The following is a 15,968-nucleotide window of genomic DNA, read 5'->3' as shown; positions in this document are numbered from 1 at the left end:
CTATGCGTATCGTAGATATAGCCGTAAAACGCCCTGTTGCCGTAAGTATGTTCATCTTCGCGGTATTGTTATTTGGTATGGTGTCGTTAGGCAGACTATCGGTGAACTTGCTGCCAGACTTGTCTTACCCCACCCTTACTATTCGAACCGACTATGACGGCGCAGCGCCTGGTGAAGTAGAACAGCTAGTATCCAAACCAATAGAGGAAGCCATTGGCGTAGTTAAAGGTGTGCGTAAAGTAACCTCTACTTCGCGAGCGGGTCAATCTGATGTGGTGCTGTCTTTTGCTTGGGGGACCGACATGGATTTCGCAAGCTTAGAGGTGCGAGAAAAGCTTGATGTATTGCAGCTTCCCCTCGATATAGAAAAGCCACGACTGCTTCGCTTCAACCCAAGTTTAGACCCCGTTATTAAACTGGGGCTTACCGCACAAAGTGACGCATCAAGTTTGAGCATAGCGCAAATGAAGCGCCTTCGGTTGTATGGCGAACAACAAGTAAAGCGTTCTTTAGAGTCAGTCGAGGGGGTTGCTGCCGTTCGGGTTGGCGGTGGTTTAGAAAATGAAATTCACATTCTTATTGACCAGCGAAAAGCCAGTCAACTCTCTATTCCTATTACCCGAATTACAGAGCGAGTAAGGGCTGAGAATATTAATGCGGCGGGAGGCAGAATTGATAACGCCGCACAGGCATTTTTAGTAAGAACCCTTAATCAGTTCGAAACACTAAACGACATAGAAAACCTATTTATAGGTCGTTTTGAAGGTAGAAACATTCAGCTTAAAGATGTAGCCACAGTAGAAAATGCGTATAAAGACCGAGATGTAGTAACGCGCTTCAACGGTAGCGAAGGGATCGAAATTGCCATCTATAAAGAGGGTGATGCTAATGCGGTAAACGTCGCGCAGAAAGTGGCGAAGCGTTTAAGTGAAGTGAACGTCAATTTGCCCGCTAATTATATGCTTAGTGAAATTTACGACCAAAGCGTATTTATAAAGCAAGCCATAGACAATGTTAAATCGGCTGCTGTTATGGGCGGTGTACTTGCCATGTTAGTCCTGTACCTATTCTTGAAAGACTTTTGGGCAACGATCATTATTTCCGTGTCTATTCCGGTATCAGTCATTGCCACCTTCAATTTGATGTATGCCAATAACATCAGTTTGAATATGATGAGTTTGGGCGGTATTGCCCTTGCCGTAGGACTGCTTGTCGACAACAGTATTGTGGTGCTTGAAAACATTGATCGTCATAAAAAGTTAAAAGCGTCAGCAAGCGATGAAGCGGTAGCGGGTGAAGGCGTTGCATCGGCCGCTAGCGACTCTGCTGCTAGCAAGGGCACAAAGGAAGTCTCTGGAGCTATTATTGCCTCTACCCTTACCACCATGGCGGTGTTTGTACCGCTTATTTTTGTTGAGGGCATTGCAGGGCAACTGTTTAAAGACCAAGCCCTAACCGTGTCATTCGCCTTGGCCGCATCGTTAGTGGTAGCGCTAACCCTTATACCTGCCATGGCGCATAAACGGAAGAAGCAGCAGCTAGATCATGAAGACGTATTTACTACGCCACCTGCTGTGCGCCCTACTTCGACATTGGGCAAAATGATGTACTGGGTTACGTTACCAATTCGCTGGGTATTTAAACTGGTCTTTGTATTTTTACCTGCAGCTTTAGTTACGCTAGTAATAGGTGGATGGCATATCACGAGTAGGGTTTTAGGCGCAGCGTTTAAACCCCTAATTTGGGCGTTCAATAAAGGCTTTGACCTACTTGCCTCAGCGTATGAAAAACTACTTAGCATCAGCCTTCGCGCAAGAACCGCGGTGCTTTCTATTGCTTTCGTACTGGCTGCTGGTGCCGTTGTACTTGTACCTAAACTTGGTATGGAGCTTATACCCACCTTATCTCAAGGAGAATTTTCAGTAGAAGTTACGCTACCTGCAGGTTCGCCCCTCGCCCGCACCGATGCGATTATTAACGAGCTTGCCAATGTGGCATCTGCGAGTGAATCGAACGTGCTGCGCACCTATGCTATGTCGGGAACAGGAAGCCTAATAAGTGCTGCACCTAATCAAGGGGGTGATCATTGGGGCCGTTTAAACATTGTTATGCAGCCCATTGCAACCCCACAAGATATGGCTGATGTTAAAAATGCGCTACGAGATAGCTTAGCGTTTAAACCTGAGGTTCAGGCCACGTTTTCAGAACCCGAACTGTTTAGTTTTGCCTCGCCTATTCAAATTGAAATTGCAGGGTACGATCTCAAACAATTACAACAGTATGGCGACGCTATTGCCACGAAACTTGCCAGCTACGGCAACTTTGCCGATGTGACTACCAGCATTCGCGATGGAAACCCTGAACTTAAAATTGCGTTTCACCATGCTAAACTCGCTCGCTTGGGGCTTGACGCAGCAGGTGTTTCGCAGCTTATTGCAGCAAAAGTAGGCGGGCGTATTGCCACACAGTACAGTGTTGAAGATAGAAAAGTTGATGTACTGGTTCGAACGCAGGAAAACCAGCGAGATGATATAGCCAGCATAAGGGCGATAGTAGTAAATCCGGGCTCGGTACAGCCTATACCGCTTAGCGCCGTGGCAGATGTGTATATGAGCGTAGGCCCTAGTGAAATAACGCGTGTGGGCCAGCAGCGTGTTGCGCTGGTTTCAGCAAACTTAGCCAAAGGGAAACTCGATGAAGCCGTTGCCATCGCCAATACAGTTATTGACGGCACGCAGCTTCCCCTATCGTTAAGCGCCTCGGTAACCGGTCAGAGCGAAGACATGCAAAGTAGCTTTCGCTCGCTACAGTTTGCGCTAGCGCTTGCGGTATTTATGGTTTATCTGGTTATGGCGTCGCAATTTGAATCATTACTTCACCCTTTGCTAATCCTTTTTGCTGTGCCTTTAGCCGGCGCAGGCTCGGTTTACGGTTTGTGGCTAACCAATACACCGCTTAACGTAGTTGTGTTTATTGGTTTGATCATGCTTTGTGGCATTGTAGTGAATAACGCCATAGTGTTGGTAGACCGCATCAATCAGCTACGTCGCCAAGGGTTAGAAAAAAACGTGGCTATTATGCAAGCCGCAAAAACCCGTTTGCGCCCTATTGTAATGACAACCTTAACCACGGTATTAGGTTTACTTCCAATGGCATTCGGTCTAGGCGAAGGAGCAGAAATTCGTACGCCGATGGCCATAACCGTTATTTATGGACTGCTGTTTGCAAGCTTACTAACCCTTATATTATTGCCTGTGCTTTATAGCTTATTCGATGTTAAGAAAACCCTTGTTAAAAAAGACCCGGTAAAAACTAACGCGAGTTTAAGCTATAGCGACGAAGACAGGTTGTCGAAAGGGGGTGTGCTATGAGTACGCCTTCTAAGATTGCTGGTGTAGGCGCATCACTGGCGCGCTTTGCACTCAATAAGCCTGTGACGATAGGCATGCTGTTTTTGTCTATGCTGCTTTTTGGCATTGTTTCTGGACGTCTATTACCGCTGGAAAAGTTTCCTGGCATAGATATTCCAGAAATGGTGGTGCAAATTCCTTATCCCGATGCTACACCGGTTGAAATTGAAACCATGATCACCCGACCCGTAGAGGAAGCCGTTGCCACGATGTCGGGGATAAAGCGTCTACGCGCTCGTTCATACGACAACATGGCAGAAGTCATTGTAGAGTTCGATTGGGACGAAAACCTCAAAGCAAAAAGCATCGAGGCACGCGAAAAAATAGATGCCATTCGCCACGAGCTTCCCGACGATATTGAGCGAATTATGGTGTACAAATTCAACACCAACGACATGCCTATTTTTCAACTTCGCGTGTCTAGCGACAGAGACCTATCCAATGCGTACGACTTACTTGAAAGAAATTTAAAACGGCCCTTAGAGCGCGTACCCGGCGTGTCAAAAGTAGAGCTATACGGCACCATGAAGCGGCAAATTACCATTCGCTTAGATCCTAAGAAAATAGCGGCATATCAAATTGATGGCACCCGTTTAGAACAACAACTTCAAAACGCAAACTTTTCGCTGACTGCAGGCTACATGTACAACAACGGTGAAAAAATATTGGTAAACCCGACTGGCGAATTTAGTGACGTTAACGATTTTAAAAACATGTGGGTTACCCGCAGCGTTCGCTTATCTGATATTGCCAGCGTGACTTACGAGTTGCCACAGCGCAACGAAGGACGTCATTTAGATCGCACCTTTGCTGTAGGTTTTAACGTCTTTCGCGAATCAGGCAGTAATTTAGTAGAAGTGTCCGATGCGGTAATGAAGGTTATCGATAAAGCGAAAGAAGACCCAGAATTCACTGGCATTAGTCTGTTTGTTATGGATGATACCGCCAAAAGCGTCACTTCATCGTTAAGTGACCTTTTAAACGCAGGCCTTTTAGGCGCTTTGCTGTCGGTTATTGTGCTGTATTTATTCTTACGGCAACTCACCACAACGTTAATTGTCGTGCTTTCTGTGCCCTTTTCTATTTGTATCACCCTTGGGGTTATGTACCTCTTAGGCTATACGCTAAACATTTTATCGCTAATGGGGCTAATGCTGGCAGTAGGTATGCTGGTTGATAACGCCGTGGTTATTACTGAGAGCATTTTTCAAGAGCGCCAACAAGAAGGCAATGTTAAACGGGCCACGCAGATTGGTGTGAACAAAGTAAGCCTTGCCGTTATCGCAGGAACGGCAACCACTGCCATTGTGTTTTTGCCAAATATTATTGGCGTAAAAATAGACGTGACAATCTTCTTAGAGCACGTAGCAGTGGCCATTTGTATCTCTTTATTTGCGTCACTATTTATTGCAAAGACGCTTATCCCGTTACTGACTACCAAAGTTAAGATACCTGTCGTAAAAACTGCCCTAACACCTGCTTACATTACGCGATATGGACGGGCGCTAAAGTGGATGCTCAAACACCAAGGAGCAACCTGTGTTATCGCCTTAGCGATCCTGGCGTCTACCTTTGTTCCCATGCAAGTAGTCACCTCCGATGATGAGGGGAATAACAACCAAGAGCGCATATGGCTAAACTATCATGTCACACAAAACTTCACGCTTGAGGAAGTTGAAAAGACCGTTGATAAAATGGAAGCTTACCTATATGAAAACCAAGCGCGTTTTCACATCAAGCAAGTATATACCTACTTCACACCTGGTCACGCAGTAAGTGGTATTACGCTTAACGATGAACTCCCCGTCAGCGTTGCGAGCATTAAAGAAGATATTCGCGAAAATATGCCTTCTTTCGTACGTGCTCGTCCGTCTTTCCAGTGGGATAGCGGCAATGGGGGTGGCATACGAGTAACCTTGTTAGGTGAGTCTTCAGAAACACTGCTTAGCATTTCGAAGCAAATTATCCCTATCCTTGCCGCTGTTGATGGGCTAGAAGATGTTAAAGCGGATACGGGCTCTACACGCGACGAAGTGCAAATTCGTATAGACCGAGAAAAAGCGAACCGCTTTGGTATTCAAGTTAACGACGTTGCAAAATTAGTATCGACAGCCTTACGCGGTAGCAACTTGCGTACATTTCGCTACGGTGACGCTGGAGAAGTAGCAGTACAGTTAAAGTTTGGCAGCGATATTCAGGCGTCGTTAAGCGCGCTTAAAAATATCAATATTGGGTTTACACAGGGGCAGTCAGTAACCTTAAATATGATTGCAGATTTTTCTGTTGTACCACAGTTATCACAAATTAATCGCAATTATCGCCAAACTGCACTAGCGATTGGCGCTAATTTAGAAGGTGAAACCACAACCGAGCAAGCCCGAGAGCGCATAGAGCAAGCGCTAGCTAATATTGAACTGCCTACGGGCTATAAATGGACGTTAGACGGAAGCTTTTCTCGCCAAGATGAAGCAAACGCGGTTATGCAAATGAACATGCTGTTAGCCCTGTGTATGATATACGTGGTTATGGCTGCCCTGTTCGAGTCGCTAATTCTTCCTACGTCAGTTATCACTTCCCTGCTTTTTTCGTTCACAGGCGTGTTCTGGGCGTTTATGGTAACAGGCACGTCTATGTCTATTATGGGAATGATCGGCATGCTCATTCTCATGGGTATTGTGGTGAACAACGGCATAGTGCTAGTAGACAGAATCAATCAACTCATAGGTGAGGGTTTGTCGCTGTATGACGCCGTCATTGAAGGCTGTATGACCCGAGTCCGTCCCATATTAATGACGGTTGCTACAACAGTACTGGGTTTAATTCCTCTGGCGCTAGGCAGTACGCGAATTGGGGGAGACGGCCCGCCTTATTCTCCAATGGCCATTGCCATCATAGGTGGGTTAGTGTTTTCAACATTAACCAGTTTATTCTTAGTACCCCTGGCTTATGTGCTGCTACTTAAGCTTAGGTTCAAAACTCAACGCCTATTCAAAACCAGTAAGGCACGGGTGGCCGCATGGGGGCGAATAGCTAATTAACGTTAAAAAGCGGGTCTAGTTTTCACTGTCGTCGTTACAAATAAACGCCGTTTTGTGAAACCTACCCCGCTTTTTCTGGCTTTAACTTTACCGCCGTCAATGCCTTAGCTACGCGACATTAGGTAATCGTGAACGGCATCAGCATGACGCTCTACAGAAAACTCAATAAGGCTTCTACCGTTACACGTTAAGCCTTCTTCAGACGTTACCATACGCAGAACTTCACGCTGGCTCGCACCAATACGACCTACATTACGCGAAAGGCTCGAACGAAGTACACGAACGTCGTCATTGATGATAGCTTTGCAAAAACCAGCGAACTGGGTTTCACCAATAAAACGAACATCTTTTTGTGGTGCGGCGGCGCTTGCGTTAATACTGAACGCAACGGTTGCTGTAGCAGCAAGTACTTTCACTGTTTTGGCTAATTTCATTTTTAAATCCTCAATGTGTGGATAAAGGTGTTAAACAAGTTTGTGGCAAACTCTTACATAGTGGTTGAAGCAGCCAGAAGAACTGCTCAACGCCCTTTATTTATGCATCAAGAATGAAATTTATTCTGTTGAATGTTTGTGTAAGGCGAGTAAAGGTAAGGTAAATCCAGTTGTTACATAAAGATTAACAACTCATGCCGCTGATTTTAAAAGATTTTCTTACATTTCATATTACTAATATATCTAAAGGCGGGATTTAATGGAAAAAACAAATATAACACTAAAGTATAAAAAGGCCCCTATCGGAGCCTCAAAACTGTAATTTTAACAAAATATATTGCAGGTTAGCGCAAATACCACACGATAAAAGCTACTCTTCCTGTAATTAAATTACAAATTTTACTCGTATTTACGCGCCCTTTTCGTTTCAATTGCGTCTATATATGCATGCCAAGACCCATAGCCAATGATAGGCATAAGTACAATAAAACCTATGAACCCAGTCACGTAACCTATCGCAACCGCACTAAAGATAATCGCGCCCCAAATAAGCATAGGTATTTTGTTTAGCCATACCGCATTGACGCTGGTTAGTACCGCAGTGGCAAGGTCAACTTTGCGCTCCATCAGAATTGGTTGAGTAAAAGCCGTTATGAACAGCATTGCTAATGTAAAGCCTGCGCCCACAATAGTTCCTAACGCTAAAAACGGTAGCAGGCTTTCTAAATCATTTTCTATGTAAGGTGGGTAAAGCGCATGAATTAGTGACGCCACCCGTAGCCAAAAGATCATCATTACCATAATCAAAATGGCAAATCCCCATTCGTTGAAGGCGTTGCGACGCATTGCTCTAAGTGAATGTCTAAGGGTGGGTTTATGGCCTTTTTCCATTTCCCAACTAACGTCGTACAACCCTGCTGCTAAAAATGGGCCAATAATCATAAAACACACAATGGCAGGAAGTATAACCAGGTGCCAGCCAGTCATTTCAACCAAGTACATAATAAACCACGGAATTACAGCAAAGAGCACCCCATAAAATAAAGTTAACCCTGGTGCGCGCATGGCATCTCGAAGCGCCAATGACAACCATTTAATCGGGTCGCCAACGTCTAGTTCCTTACACGGAATAACGCGTGCTATACCGCTTTGCGTAATGGCGTTTTCCTGTGTTTCTTTGAAATGGTGCGACATATTTTAATCACCTCTGATTGTTAGCCTGTTCCGTACTAGCGTGTTTTTTATACACACCTTACTACTACGATAGGCATAGAATGAAAAGTTCACAAGTCATTAACATAATTTTTATACTTAAGTGATAAGTGGATTATTCATCTCGTTATATGTCTAATAATTAGCCACTCGATGAAAAAAGTGTCGATTTCAGACGAAATACTGCAAAAATGCCATCGCATATAGCCTTGTATTGCGATAATCTCAGGGTATGTAAATCAACCAGATAGACCATGAAAACTGTATCTCGCTCACATAAATTAGATAACGTTTGTTACGACATCAGAGGCCCTATTGCTGCGCAAGCAAGAAAAATGGAAGATGAAGGCCACCGCATTTTAAAATTAAATATCGGTAACCCTGCCCCATTTGGTTTTGAAGCCCCTGACGATATCGTAAAAGACGTTATTCATAACCTGCCCACGTCTCAAGGATATTCAGACTCAACAGGAATTTATGCCGCCCGCGTAGCCGTGATGCAGTACTACCAGCAGCGCAACATCAAAGATATTCGCGTAGATGATGTGTACATAGGAAATGGTGTTTCTGAGCTTATTATGATGGCAATGCAGGCTTTGCTAAATCATGGTGACGAAGTACTGATCCCGAGCCCAGACTATCCGCTGTGGACGGCAGCAGTAAGCTTGTCTTCAGGTTCTCCAGTGCATTATCGCTGTGACGAGCAGGCAGGCTGGTTCCCCGATATCGACGACATCAAAAGCAAAATTACCAGTAAAACCCGCGCGATTGTTTTAATTAATCCAAACAACCCAACTGGTGCGGTATACGACAAAGCACTATTACAAGAGGTGGTTGAGGTTGCCCGAGAACATGGTTTGGTAGTATTCAGTGACGAAATTTACGATAAAATTTTGTACGACGAAGCCCAGCACACAAGCATAGCATCATTGGCTGACGACGTATTTTTTGTCACGTTCGGCGGTTTAAGTAAGAACTACCGCGTAGCAGGGTTTCGCTCTGGCTGGCTAGTAGTAAGTGGAAACAAGCGACTGGCGTCTGACTATATTGACGGGCTGAATATTCTCTCTTCCATGCGAATGTGTGCCAACGTGCCGTGCCAAAGTGCAATACAAACTGCACTTGGCGGCTATCAAAGCATCAACGATTTAGTTAATGAAAATGGACGTCTGCGTATACAGCGCGACGTTACCACCGATATGCTCAATGGCATCGACGGTATTTCATGCGTTAAACCTAAAGGTGCAATGTACTGTTTCGCCAAGGTGGATGAGAAGAAGTTTAACATTCACAATGATGAGCAAATGGTACTGGACTTATTAAGCTCCGAAAAAATTCTTTTGGTTCACGGTCGCGCGTTTAACCTAACCGAAGGTACCTATTTCAGATTGGTATTTTTACCTCACAGTGACGTACTCGTACCGGCATTGCACCGTATAGGCAACTTCTTTAGAACCTATAAGCAAGGGGCATAGCGTGAGTGATAAAAGCCACTTTTTTGCCCATTTAGCACGCTTAAAGCTTATTAACCGCTGGCCGCTAATGCATAACGTGCGTACAGAAAACGTGCAAGAACACAGTTTACAAGTGGCGATGGTGGCGCATGCTCTTGCACTTATAAAAAACAAGTTTTTCGGCGGTACGTTAAACCCTGATCGTATTGCCACCATGGCGATTTTTCACGATGTGTCTGAGGTGCTAACGGGCGACCTCCCTACCCCAGTAAAATATTTTAACCCTGCGATAAAAGAAGAATACAAAAAAATTGAGAAGATTGCCGAGAACAAGCTTATTGAAATGGCACCTGAAGCATTTCGTGAAGACTATGCGGCACTGATTGATCACCACTACCACAGTGAAGAAGAAGCCTTCATCGTAAAAGCAGCAGATGTGCTTTGCGCTTATCTGAAAACGCTAGAAGAACTTGCTGCTGGCAACCAAGAATTTAAGCTGGCTAAAAAGCGTTTAGATAAAACCCTTAAAGAGTATCATTCTGAAGAGGTAGACTATTTTTTAACACGCTACGTACCAAGCTTTTCATTAAGCCTTGATGAAATCACACAAGACGATATGTGATTAAGGTGAGTAACAGTCCACAAGTTACTTTATTGATGTAACAGAAACAGCAAACATCCAGCATGGCAGCGAGGTTTTTTTTGGCAACAAGCAAATGGGAATTAGCATTACACGAGCGTCGTTTACCACGTAGTGAAACAAGAGACGGCGATCATCGCAATCCGTATCAGCGAGATAAAGCACGCGTGCTTCACAGCGCTGCCTTTCGCAGGTTACAGGCGAAAACCCAAGTACTTGGCGTGGGGCTAAGCGACTTTTATCGTACACGGCTCACCCACTCGCTAGAAGCCGCCCAAATTGGTACAGGCATCACCGCTCAACTATGGGTGAAATTTCCTGACATTACCAGTAGGTTGGCACTCGACCCTACGTTAATTGAAACCTTGTGCTTAGCTCACGATATTGGACATCCGCCCTTTGGTCATGGCGGTGAAATCGCACTCAATTACATGATGCACCAATACGGCGGGTTTGAAGGTAACGGGCAAACGTTTAGGATCATTACTCAGCTTGAGCCCTACACTGCCGAGCACGGCATGAACCTGTGCCGAAGAAGCGTGTTAGGCTTAGTCAAATATCCAAACTTCATTGATGCCTTACATAGTAAAGGCCCTACACCTGAACGCCCTCTTTCACTTCGTCAGGTTAAAGCCCACGACTGGCACCCGCCAAAGGGGCTGTTTCGCTGCGACGAACCTTTATTCGACTGGTTGCTTGCCCCCTTTAGCAATGAAGATAAAGACGCATTTATGCAGTTTACGGCAAAACCGAATGGTCACAGCAAAACCCGGTTTAAGTCGTTTGACTGTTCAATAATGGAGTTGTCGGACGATATTGCCTATGGCATTCACGATTTAGAGGATGCCATTGTTATGGACATGGTAAGCAAACATCATTTTGTCGAGGACGTAACCACCCCACTAAAAGCCCTTGACGTACCATGGTTGTCAGACAATATAGAAGCCCTAACAAACAAGCTATTTAGCGCAGCACATCACGAAAGGAAGAATGCCATAGGTGCGCTGGTAAATAGCTTTATTACCGCTATTGAGATTAAGGGGGTAGACGGCTTTTCTCATCCACTACTTGCGTTTAACGCGGTTATGCCACAGCTGTTTGCCGAAGCGTTAGAGCTTTTCAAACGGTTTGTGTTTAACAAAGTAATACGCCGCCCCGACGTTCAGCTTCTTGAATACAAAGGACAGTTGGTGGTTATGGAGCTGTTCGAAGCATTTGCGTCAGACCCAGACCGCCTGCTCCCTGAGAACACCCAAGAGCGATGGCGCAAAGCCTGTGAAGACGATAACGGCATGCGCGTACTGGCAGATTATATATCTGGCATGACCGACGAATTTGCCTCTCGCTTATACAGCAACATATTTTCCCCTAAACAAGGCGGCATTCAAGATAGTTTGCACATGTAAGCTAGCTTACTTTTTATAAATTTTTGAAATGAAAAGGCCGCTGCTTCGGTCTTTTTTATTATCTCGGTGTCAATAAATAACAATGCTATTGAAACTTAAACCCATTGTTCACGTAGTTAACACTGTTAGATACTCCCCAAGATAGTGAATATAGATACTCGAGTGGGTAAATCAGCCGTTTTTGTAAGTAAGGTGATGTAATGCCAAAACCATTTAAACCCTCAGTAAAATTGACCGATAACGATGTAACTAATGAAGGCGTTTATATGAATCGTCGTTCATTGCTCAAATCTATGGGCTTTGTGGGGGCGTCTACGTTACTTGCGAAGTCAGCTGGTGCAGCAGGTTGGTTTTGGGAAGACGAAGAAGAGAAAGCTACCTTTAAAGGTAAGGCGCTTGAGTTTAGTCAGCCTCCCAGGTTTCAAATAGCGGAAACCCGTACGCCTGAAGATAAAGTCACCAGCTACAATAATTTTTATGAATTTGGTACGTCAAAAGATGCACCAGCTAAAAATGCGACTGAATTTCAAACCAACCCGTGGACGTTAAAAATTGACGGCATGGTAAAAAATCCACTTGAACTTGACCATGACGCACTAACAAAACGCTTTCCTCTTGAAGAGCGAATTTACCGCCTGCGCTGTGTTGAAGCGTGGTCAATGGTAGTGCCGTGGATTGGGTTTGAACTCGGCGCGCTATTAAAGCAAGCCGACCCGTTGATATCAGCTAAATACGTGGCGTTTGAGACCTTATACGACCCAGAGCAAATGCCGGGGCAACGAAGTCGCTTTACCGGTGGCGGTATTGAATACCCATATGTGGAAGGCTTACGTCTTGATGAAGCCATGCACCCGCTAACACTTATGTCTGTTGGTCTTTATGGTAAAACGCTGCCACCGCAAAACGGCGCGCCAATAAGATTGGTTGTCCCTTGGAAATACGGATTTAAGAGCATTAAGTCTATTGTTCGAATTCGCCTTACCGATAAAAAGCCCCCTACAACCTGGAATCGACTGGCAGCCAACGAATATGGCTTTTATGCCAATGTGAACCCTAACGTGGCACACCCTAGATGGAGTCAGGCCAGCGAGCGTAGGATTACAACAGGGGGGCTTCTTGCGAGAAACCGTATCGACACGCAGATGTTCAATGGTTATAGCGAAGTTGCGCCACTTTATAAAAGTATGGACCTTACGCGTAATTACTAGTTTCGCTGTTGCTAGTAGAGAAATTGCATTGCTTTGCATAGGTGTACATAACCAGCGCAGGTTACATGTACGCCCCGCTCGTTTTTATATTATCAGGTTGTGTTATTAATGCCCTTAAGAAAAAAACCATTTAGATTTACCCCATGGCAACGCCGCGGTTTAAAGGCCATCATCCACGGTTTTGCTTTAGGTTATGTCGCGTGGTTGTTTTTGGCAGGTATCACCGACCAGCTCGGCCCCGACCCCGTGAATACGTTAATCAACGAAACCGGCACATGGGCCATTCATTTTTTACTATTAACACTAACCCTAAGCCCACTTGCCAAATGGCTCCCCAGTCCAGAGCCAATACAATTCAGGCGCATGATTGGTGTTTACGCCTTCGTATATGCCTTTGCCCACTTGTTTACCTACATTTTCTTCGAACTTCAGCTAGATATGGCATTGGTTGCCAGTGAAATAGTGAGTAGACCTTACATTAGTGTTGGCATGATTGCGCTCATACTGCTTGTTGCACTTACGGCTACGTCATTTAAACGCCTTCAGCGAAAAATGGGAAGAAAATGGCAAACGCTACATAATAGTATTTATTTGGTTTTGCCCCTTGCACTGCTTCATTTTAGCTGGTCACAAAAAACCTTTTGGCAAGAACCTGTATGGTATTGGCTGGTAGGTTTGCTCTTAATGAGCCCTAGAATTAAGCGATGGTATTCAACTTACCAGAGAAAACAGCAAGGGAGAAAAAGCACGGCGAAAAAAGGAAGAGGTAAAGAGAATATCGCCTAGTGCAAAAGTGATGCTCCCCCCTTCTTAAGACAAAACATAAAGCAGCGCAGCATACCGTCCTGTTTTGCTTAGCGTGACTGCAAGCATAAAAAACCACAGGGGGCTTCTCAACACGCCCGCGACTAGTGTTATAGGGTCGCCAATGATCGGCACCCAGCATAAAAACTAAGCTCCACTTGCCCCATCGCGTAAACACACTGCTCGCTCGATTAAATGTAGCCTCGCTAATATTAAGTTTTTGAGTGGCGATATCCTTTCCAAACGCATACCCCAGTAAATAGTTAACCAGCGACCCCAGTACATTTCCTATAGAAGCAACAACGAGCAATATTGCCCCATTTAAGCCACTACCATACAGTGCGCTTAAAACAATCTCTGAACTAAAAGGCAAAATAGTGGCAGCTAAAAATGCCGATAAAAACATGCCTAAATAGCCTAAATGTATTAGTGCACTCAATGTTTTCCCAAGTTTATACAGTAGTTAGTGTTGTGAAAATCATGCGCATTCTACCCTATCGAGTTCAGAAAAGTCTTTGAAAGAAATAAGCGGAATAAAAAACTTATTACTTTTTATAGAGTTACATTTCCTCCCGCAAATTGTGCGAAAAAAGTACAACTAACCACTTGCCAAAACAGCAAATTATCAATACTGTATACACATACACACTGTATAAGTAACCAGTATTAAGAAATTGGGCTTTAACGTTACATTCATTAAGGGTTTTATTATGAGCACATCTTCAGTTTCACGATTAAATGCATTGCGCGCTTCGGTTTCAAATGTTGTTCAGCTTCCTCTACCTATAGAAGGTTTCCCTAGTGAAAAGAACAACACGGGAAAAGGCGCTAACGATAAAGGCTGGAATTACTTGCTTTCAAATACAGTTTCTTTTTCGAAAACGGTTGACCATGCCATACGTATTCAGAAGCCAGAAAAAGAAAAAATGCCGGAGTGGATCAGCAAGCTTATTACGGGTGGACAGTGTAAAACACTGTATGTCGAAAATATTGATCTAGACCTACAGCCTACTGACAGCGAGATGATTAGAAAACTTTGTGAACTTTATTCCGTTAGCTTAGTTAACGTGCGCGTAGATAGCGTAAACGATGTACAGAATGTTGCGTTAGGTCCGTGGTAAGTGGTTTTTCCCTAACCAGCGGTGCTAGCTCTTTTTTGGCAGGTATCGTGCCATGCTTGCGCGTAACAACAACAGCATATATTCAAAAAGTTTGGGCCTAATGGCACATGCAATTATACTGTGGCGTTTTGTACACCGTTATTTATGAGTTGCCCTATGCGCTGTTTTTGTTGCTCTTCAAAACCCTTCCAAGCATGTTGCGAGCCTTTTATAAAAGGCGATAAAACCCCTGTTACTGCCGAGCAACTTATGCGTTCGCGATTTTCTGCCTACGCCACTGCGCAATACGCCTATATTCTCGACACCTATACTCAAGAAAAACAGCAAGGTCTGTCTGTAGATGATTTAGCGCAAAGCGCTCAAGGCGCTAAGTGGTTTGCTCTTCAGGTACATTATGCGCAATCTGAAGAAAGCGCAGAGCCAAATACAAGCGCTACTTTACATTCAGATACCGTTGAATTTACAGCCTTTTATTTTGAAGATAAAAAAATGTATCAGCTGCATGAAACCTCCAACTTTAGAGTTGAAAACGGCGCGTGGCGGTATCATGATGGCACACTGCACGATGACTGCGGAAAAGTTAAATATGGCAGGAACCTTCCCTGTGTATGTGGAAGCAGCAAAAAGTTCAAGCAATGCTGCGCTAATAAAAGCCATTAACTACGTACAAACGACACGCTTCATGTTTTAACGTATATCAGCCCACTAAGTTCCCTTGGCAGAACAAAGCAACCAACTTTCCCCCTCTCGTTAACGGTTCACTTTTTAGTCAATGGTGCTATTATAAAAAGTGAGCTGCTTTTTTAACCCGTTGATCTAAAAAGTTTGTTCGCCAACACAGTACTGCGAAAGGGTTGCTAGCACCTTTGAATTGCTGAATACCCTCTGCAGTATTTAAAACATGCTAAAACAAGGACAGTTATGAAAAGCTTCGTACGATTTGCGACAACACTTATTGCCACTACTTTGCTTTTTGGATGCGGAGGTAGCGACTCGAGTAATACACTCGATGAACTTAATAAAAATCGAGCAAAATGGGAGAACGCGAATATTGATAGCTACCAGTTCGAGTTTAGGGTTGTATGCTGAAGTAAATGTTGAATTGTTCCCCGAATAATTTAACCTTGATACGTTCATCGAGTAGGGTGAGGCTTGCGCCTCATCCCTCTCACAGAACCGTACGTACGGGCCTCGTATACGGCTCCTGCATACTTCATATCACTTGCTAAGTGACACAATGC

The 15,968-nt window shown here is 44.4% G+C and carries 12 protein-coding genes; 10 read left to right on the top strand and 2 right to left on the bottom strand.

Annotated elements, in window-relative coordinates; all coding sequences use genetic code 11:
* Positions 1–2: 2 nt before the first annotated feature.
* Positions 3–3,371: an efflux RND transporter permease subunit gene (locus ACX5J7_RS15835; RefSeq protein WP_485165491.1), complete on the top strand. Its 3,369-nt coding sequence runs from the start codon at positions 3–5 to the stop codon at positions 3,369–3,371.
* Entirely contained in the window at positions 3,368–6,448 is a 3,081-nt protein-coding gene (locus ACX5J7_RS15830; protein WP_278383673.1) for an efflux RND transporter permease subunit, read from the top strand. The genes ACX5J7_RS15835 and ACX5J7_RS15830 overlap by 4 nt, the downstream gene beginning before the upstream one ends.
* 104 nt (positions 6,449–6,552) lie before the next feature.
* On the opposite strand, the gene ACX5J7_RS15825 is transcribed toward ACX5J7_RS15830, so the two are convergent.
* Together ACX5J7_RS15825 and ACX5J7_RS15820 are read right to left on the bottom strand one after the other, a co-directional pair.
* On the bottom strand, positions 6,553–6,882 hold the full coding sequence (locus ACX5J7_RS15825; RefSeq protein WP_278383674.1) for a DUF3718 domain-containing protein: 330 nt from the start codon (positions 6,880–6,882) through the stop codon (positions 6,553–6,555).
* A 399-nt stretch (positions 6,883–7,281) separates the two neighbouring features.
* Positions 7,282–8,076: a DUF2189 domain-containing protein gene (locus tag ACX5J7_RS15820; protein WP_024016432.1), complete on the bottom strand. Its 795-nt coding sequence runs from the start codon at positions 8,074–8,076 to the stop codon at positions 7,282–7,284.
* A gap of 272 nt (positions 8,077–8,348) precedes the next feature.
* On the opposite strand from ACX5J7_RS15820, the gene ACX5J7_RS15815 reads away from it, so the two are divergent.
* From ACX5J7_RS15815 to ACX5J7_RS15780, 8 genes are all read left to right on the top strand, one after another.
* Positions 8,349–9,569 (top strand): pyridoxal phosphate-dependent aminotransferase, encoded by a 1,221-nt coding sequence (locus tag ACX5J7_RS15815; protein WP_020743755.1) that lies wholly within the window; start codon positions 8,349–8,351, stop codon positions 9,567–9,569.
* Position 9,570: 1 nt separating this feature from the next.
* On the top strand, positions 9,571–10,170 hold the full coding sequence (gene yfbR, locus ACX5J7_RS15810; RefSeq protein WP_012519109.1) for a 5'-deoxynucleotidase: 600 nt from the start codon (positions 9,571–9,573) through the stop codon (positions 10,168–10,170).
* An 80-nt stretch (positions 10,171–10,250) separates the two neighbouring features.
* Positions 10,251–11,594: an anti-phage deoxyguanosine triphosphatase gene (locus ACX5J7_RS15805; protein WP_012519110.1), complete on the top strand. Its 1,344-nt coding sequence runs from the start codon at positions 10,251–10,253 to the stop codon at positions 11,592–11,594.
* Between the two features lie 200 nt (positions 11,595–11,794).
* The gene (gene msrP / locus ACX5J7_RS15800; protein WP_498707490.1) at positions 11,795–12,802 is read left to right on the top strand and encodes a protein-methionine-sulfoxide reductase catalytic subunit MsrP; all 1,008 of its coding nucleotides are present in this window, start codon (positions 11,795–11,797) and stop codon (positions 12,800–12,802) included.
* Between the two features lie 108 nt (positions 12,803–12,910).
* Positions 12,911–13,588 (top strand): protein-methionine-sulfoxide reductase heme-binding subunit MsrQ, encoded by a 678-nt coding sequence (gene msrQ, locus ACX5J7_RS15795; RefSeq protein ID WP_278383676.1) that lies wholly within the window; start codon positions 12,911–12,913, stop codon positions 13,586–13,588.
* A 728-nt stretch (positions 13,589–14,316) separates the two neighbouring features.
* Complete coding sequence (locus ACX5J7_RS15790) at positions 14,317–14,727, top strand: hypothetical protein (protein ID WP_012519114.1); 411 nt, start codon at positions 14,317–14,319, stop codon at positions 14,725–14,727.
* Between the two features lie 249 nt (positions 14,728–14,976).
* Positions 14,977–15,387 carry a YchJ family protein gene (locus ACX5J7_RS15785; protein ID WP_278383678.1) on the top strand — a complete coding sequence of 137 codons (411 nt, stop codon included), beginning with the start codon at positions 14,977–14,979 and terminating at the stop codon, positions 15,385–15,387.
* Positions 15,388–15,648: 261 nt separating this feature from the next.
* Complete coding sequence (locus ACX5J7_RS15780) at positions 15,649–15,816, top strand: hypothetical protein (protein WP_012519117.1); 168 nt, start codon at positions 15,649–15,651, stop codon at positions 15,814–15,816.
* The last annotated feature ends 152 nt before the right edge of the window (positions 15,817–15,968 follow it).

The organism is Alteromonas infernus, assembly GCF_902705815.1.
This window is presented reverse-complemented; position numbering and strand designations above follow the sequence as displayed.

Bases quoted from the DNA above. Each gene is read 5' to 3' on its own strand.
- ACX5J7_RS15835 (WP_485165491.1), top strand. From the start codon at position 3: ATGCGTATCGTAGATATAGCCGTAAAACGCCCTGTTGCCGTAAGTATG.
- ACX5J7_RS15830 (WP_278383673.1), top strand. From the start codon at position 3,368: ATGAGTACGCCTTCTAAGATTGCTGGTGTAGGCGCATCACTGGCGCGC.
- ACX5J7_RS15825 (WP_278383674.1), bottom strand. From the start codon at position 6,882: ATGAAATTAGCCAAAACAGTGAAAGTACTTGCTGCTACAGCAACCGTT.
- ACX5J7_RS15820 (WP_024016432.1), bottom strand. From the start codon at position 8,076: ATGTCGCACCATTTCAAAGAAACACAGGAAAACGCCATTACGCAAAGC.
- ACX5J7_RS15815 (WP_020743755.1), top strand. From the start codon at position 8,349: ATGAAAACTGTATCTCGCTCACATAAATTAGATAACGTTTGTTACGAC.
- msrP (WP_498707490.1), top strand. From the start codon at position 11,795: ATGCCAAAACCATTTAAACCCTCAGTAAAATTGACCGATAACGATGTA.
- msrQ (WP_278383676.1), top strand. From the start codon at position 12,911: ATGCCCTTAAGAAAAAAACCATTTAGATTTACCCCATGGCAACGCCGC.
- ACX5J7_RS15790 (WP_012519114.1), top strand. From the start codon at position 14,317: ATGAGCACATCTTCAGTTTCACGATTAAATGCATTGCGCGCTTCGGTT.
- ACX5J7_RS15785 (WP_278383678.1), top strand. From the start codon at position 14,977: ATGCGTTCGCGATTTTCTGCCTACGCCACTGCGCAATACGCCTATATT.
- ACX5J7_RS15780 (WP_012519117.1), top strand. From the start codon at position 15,649: ATGAAAAGCTTCGTACGATTTGCGACAACACTTATTGCCACTACTTTG.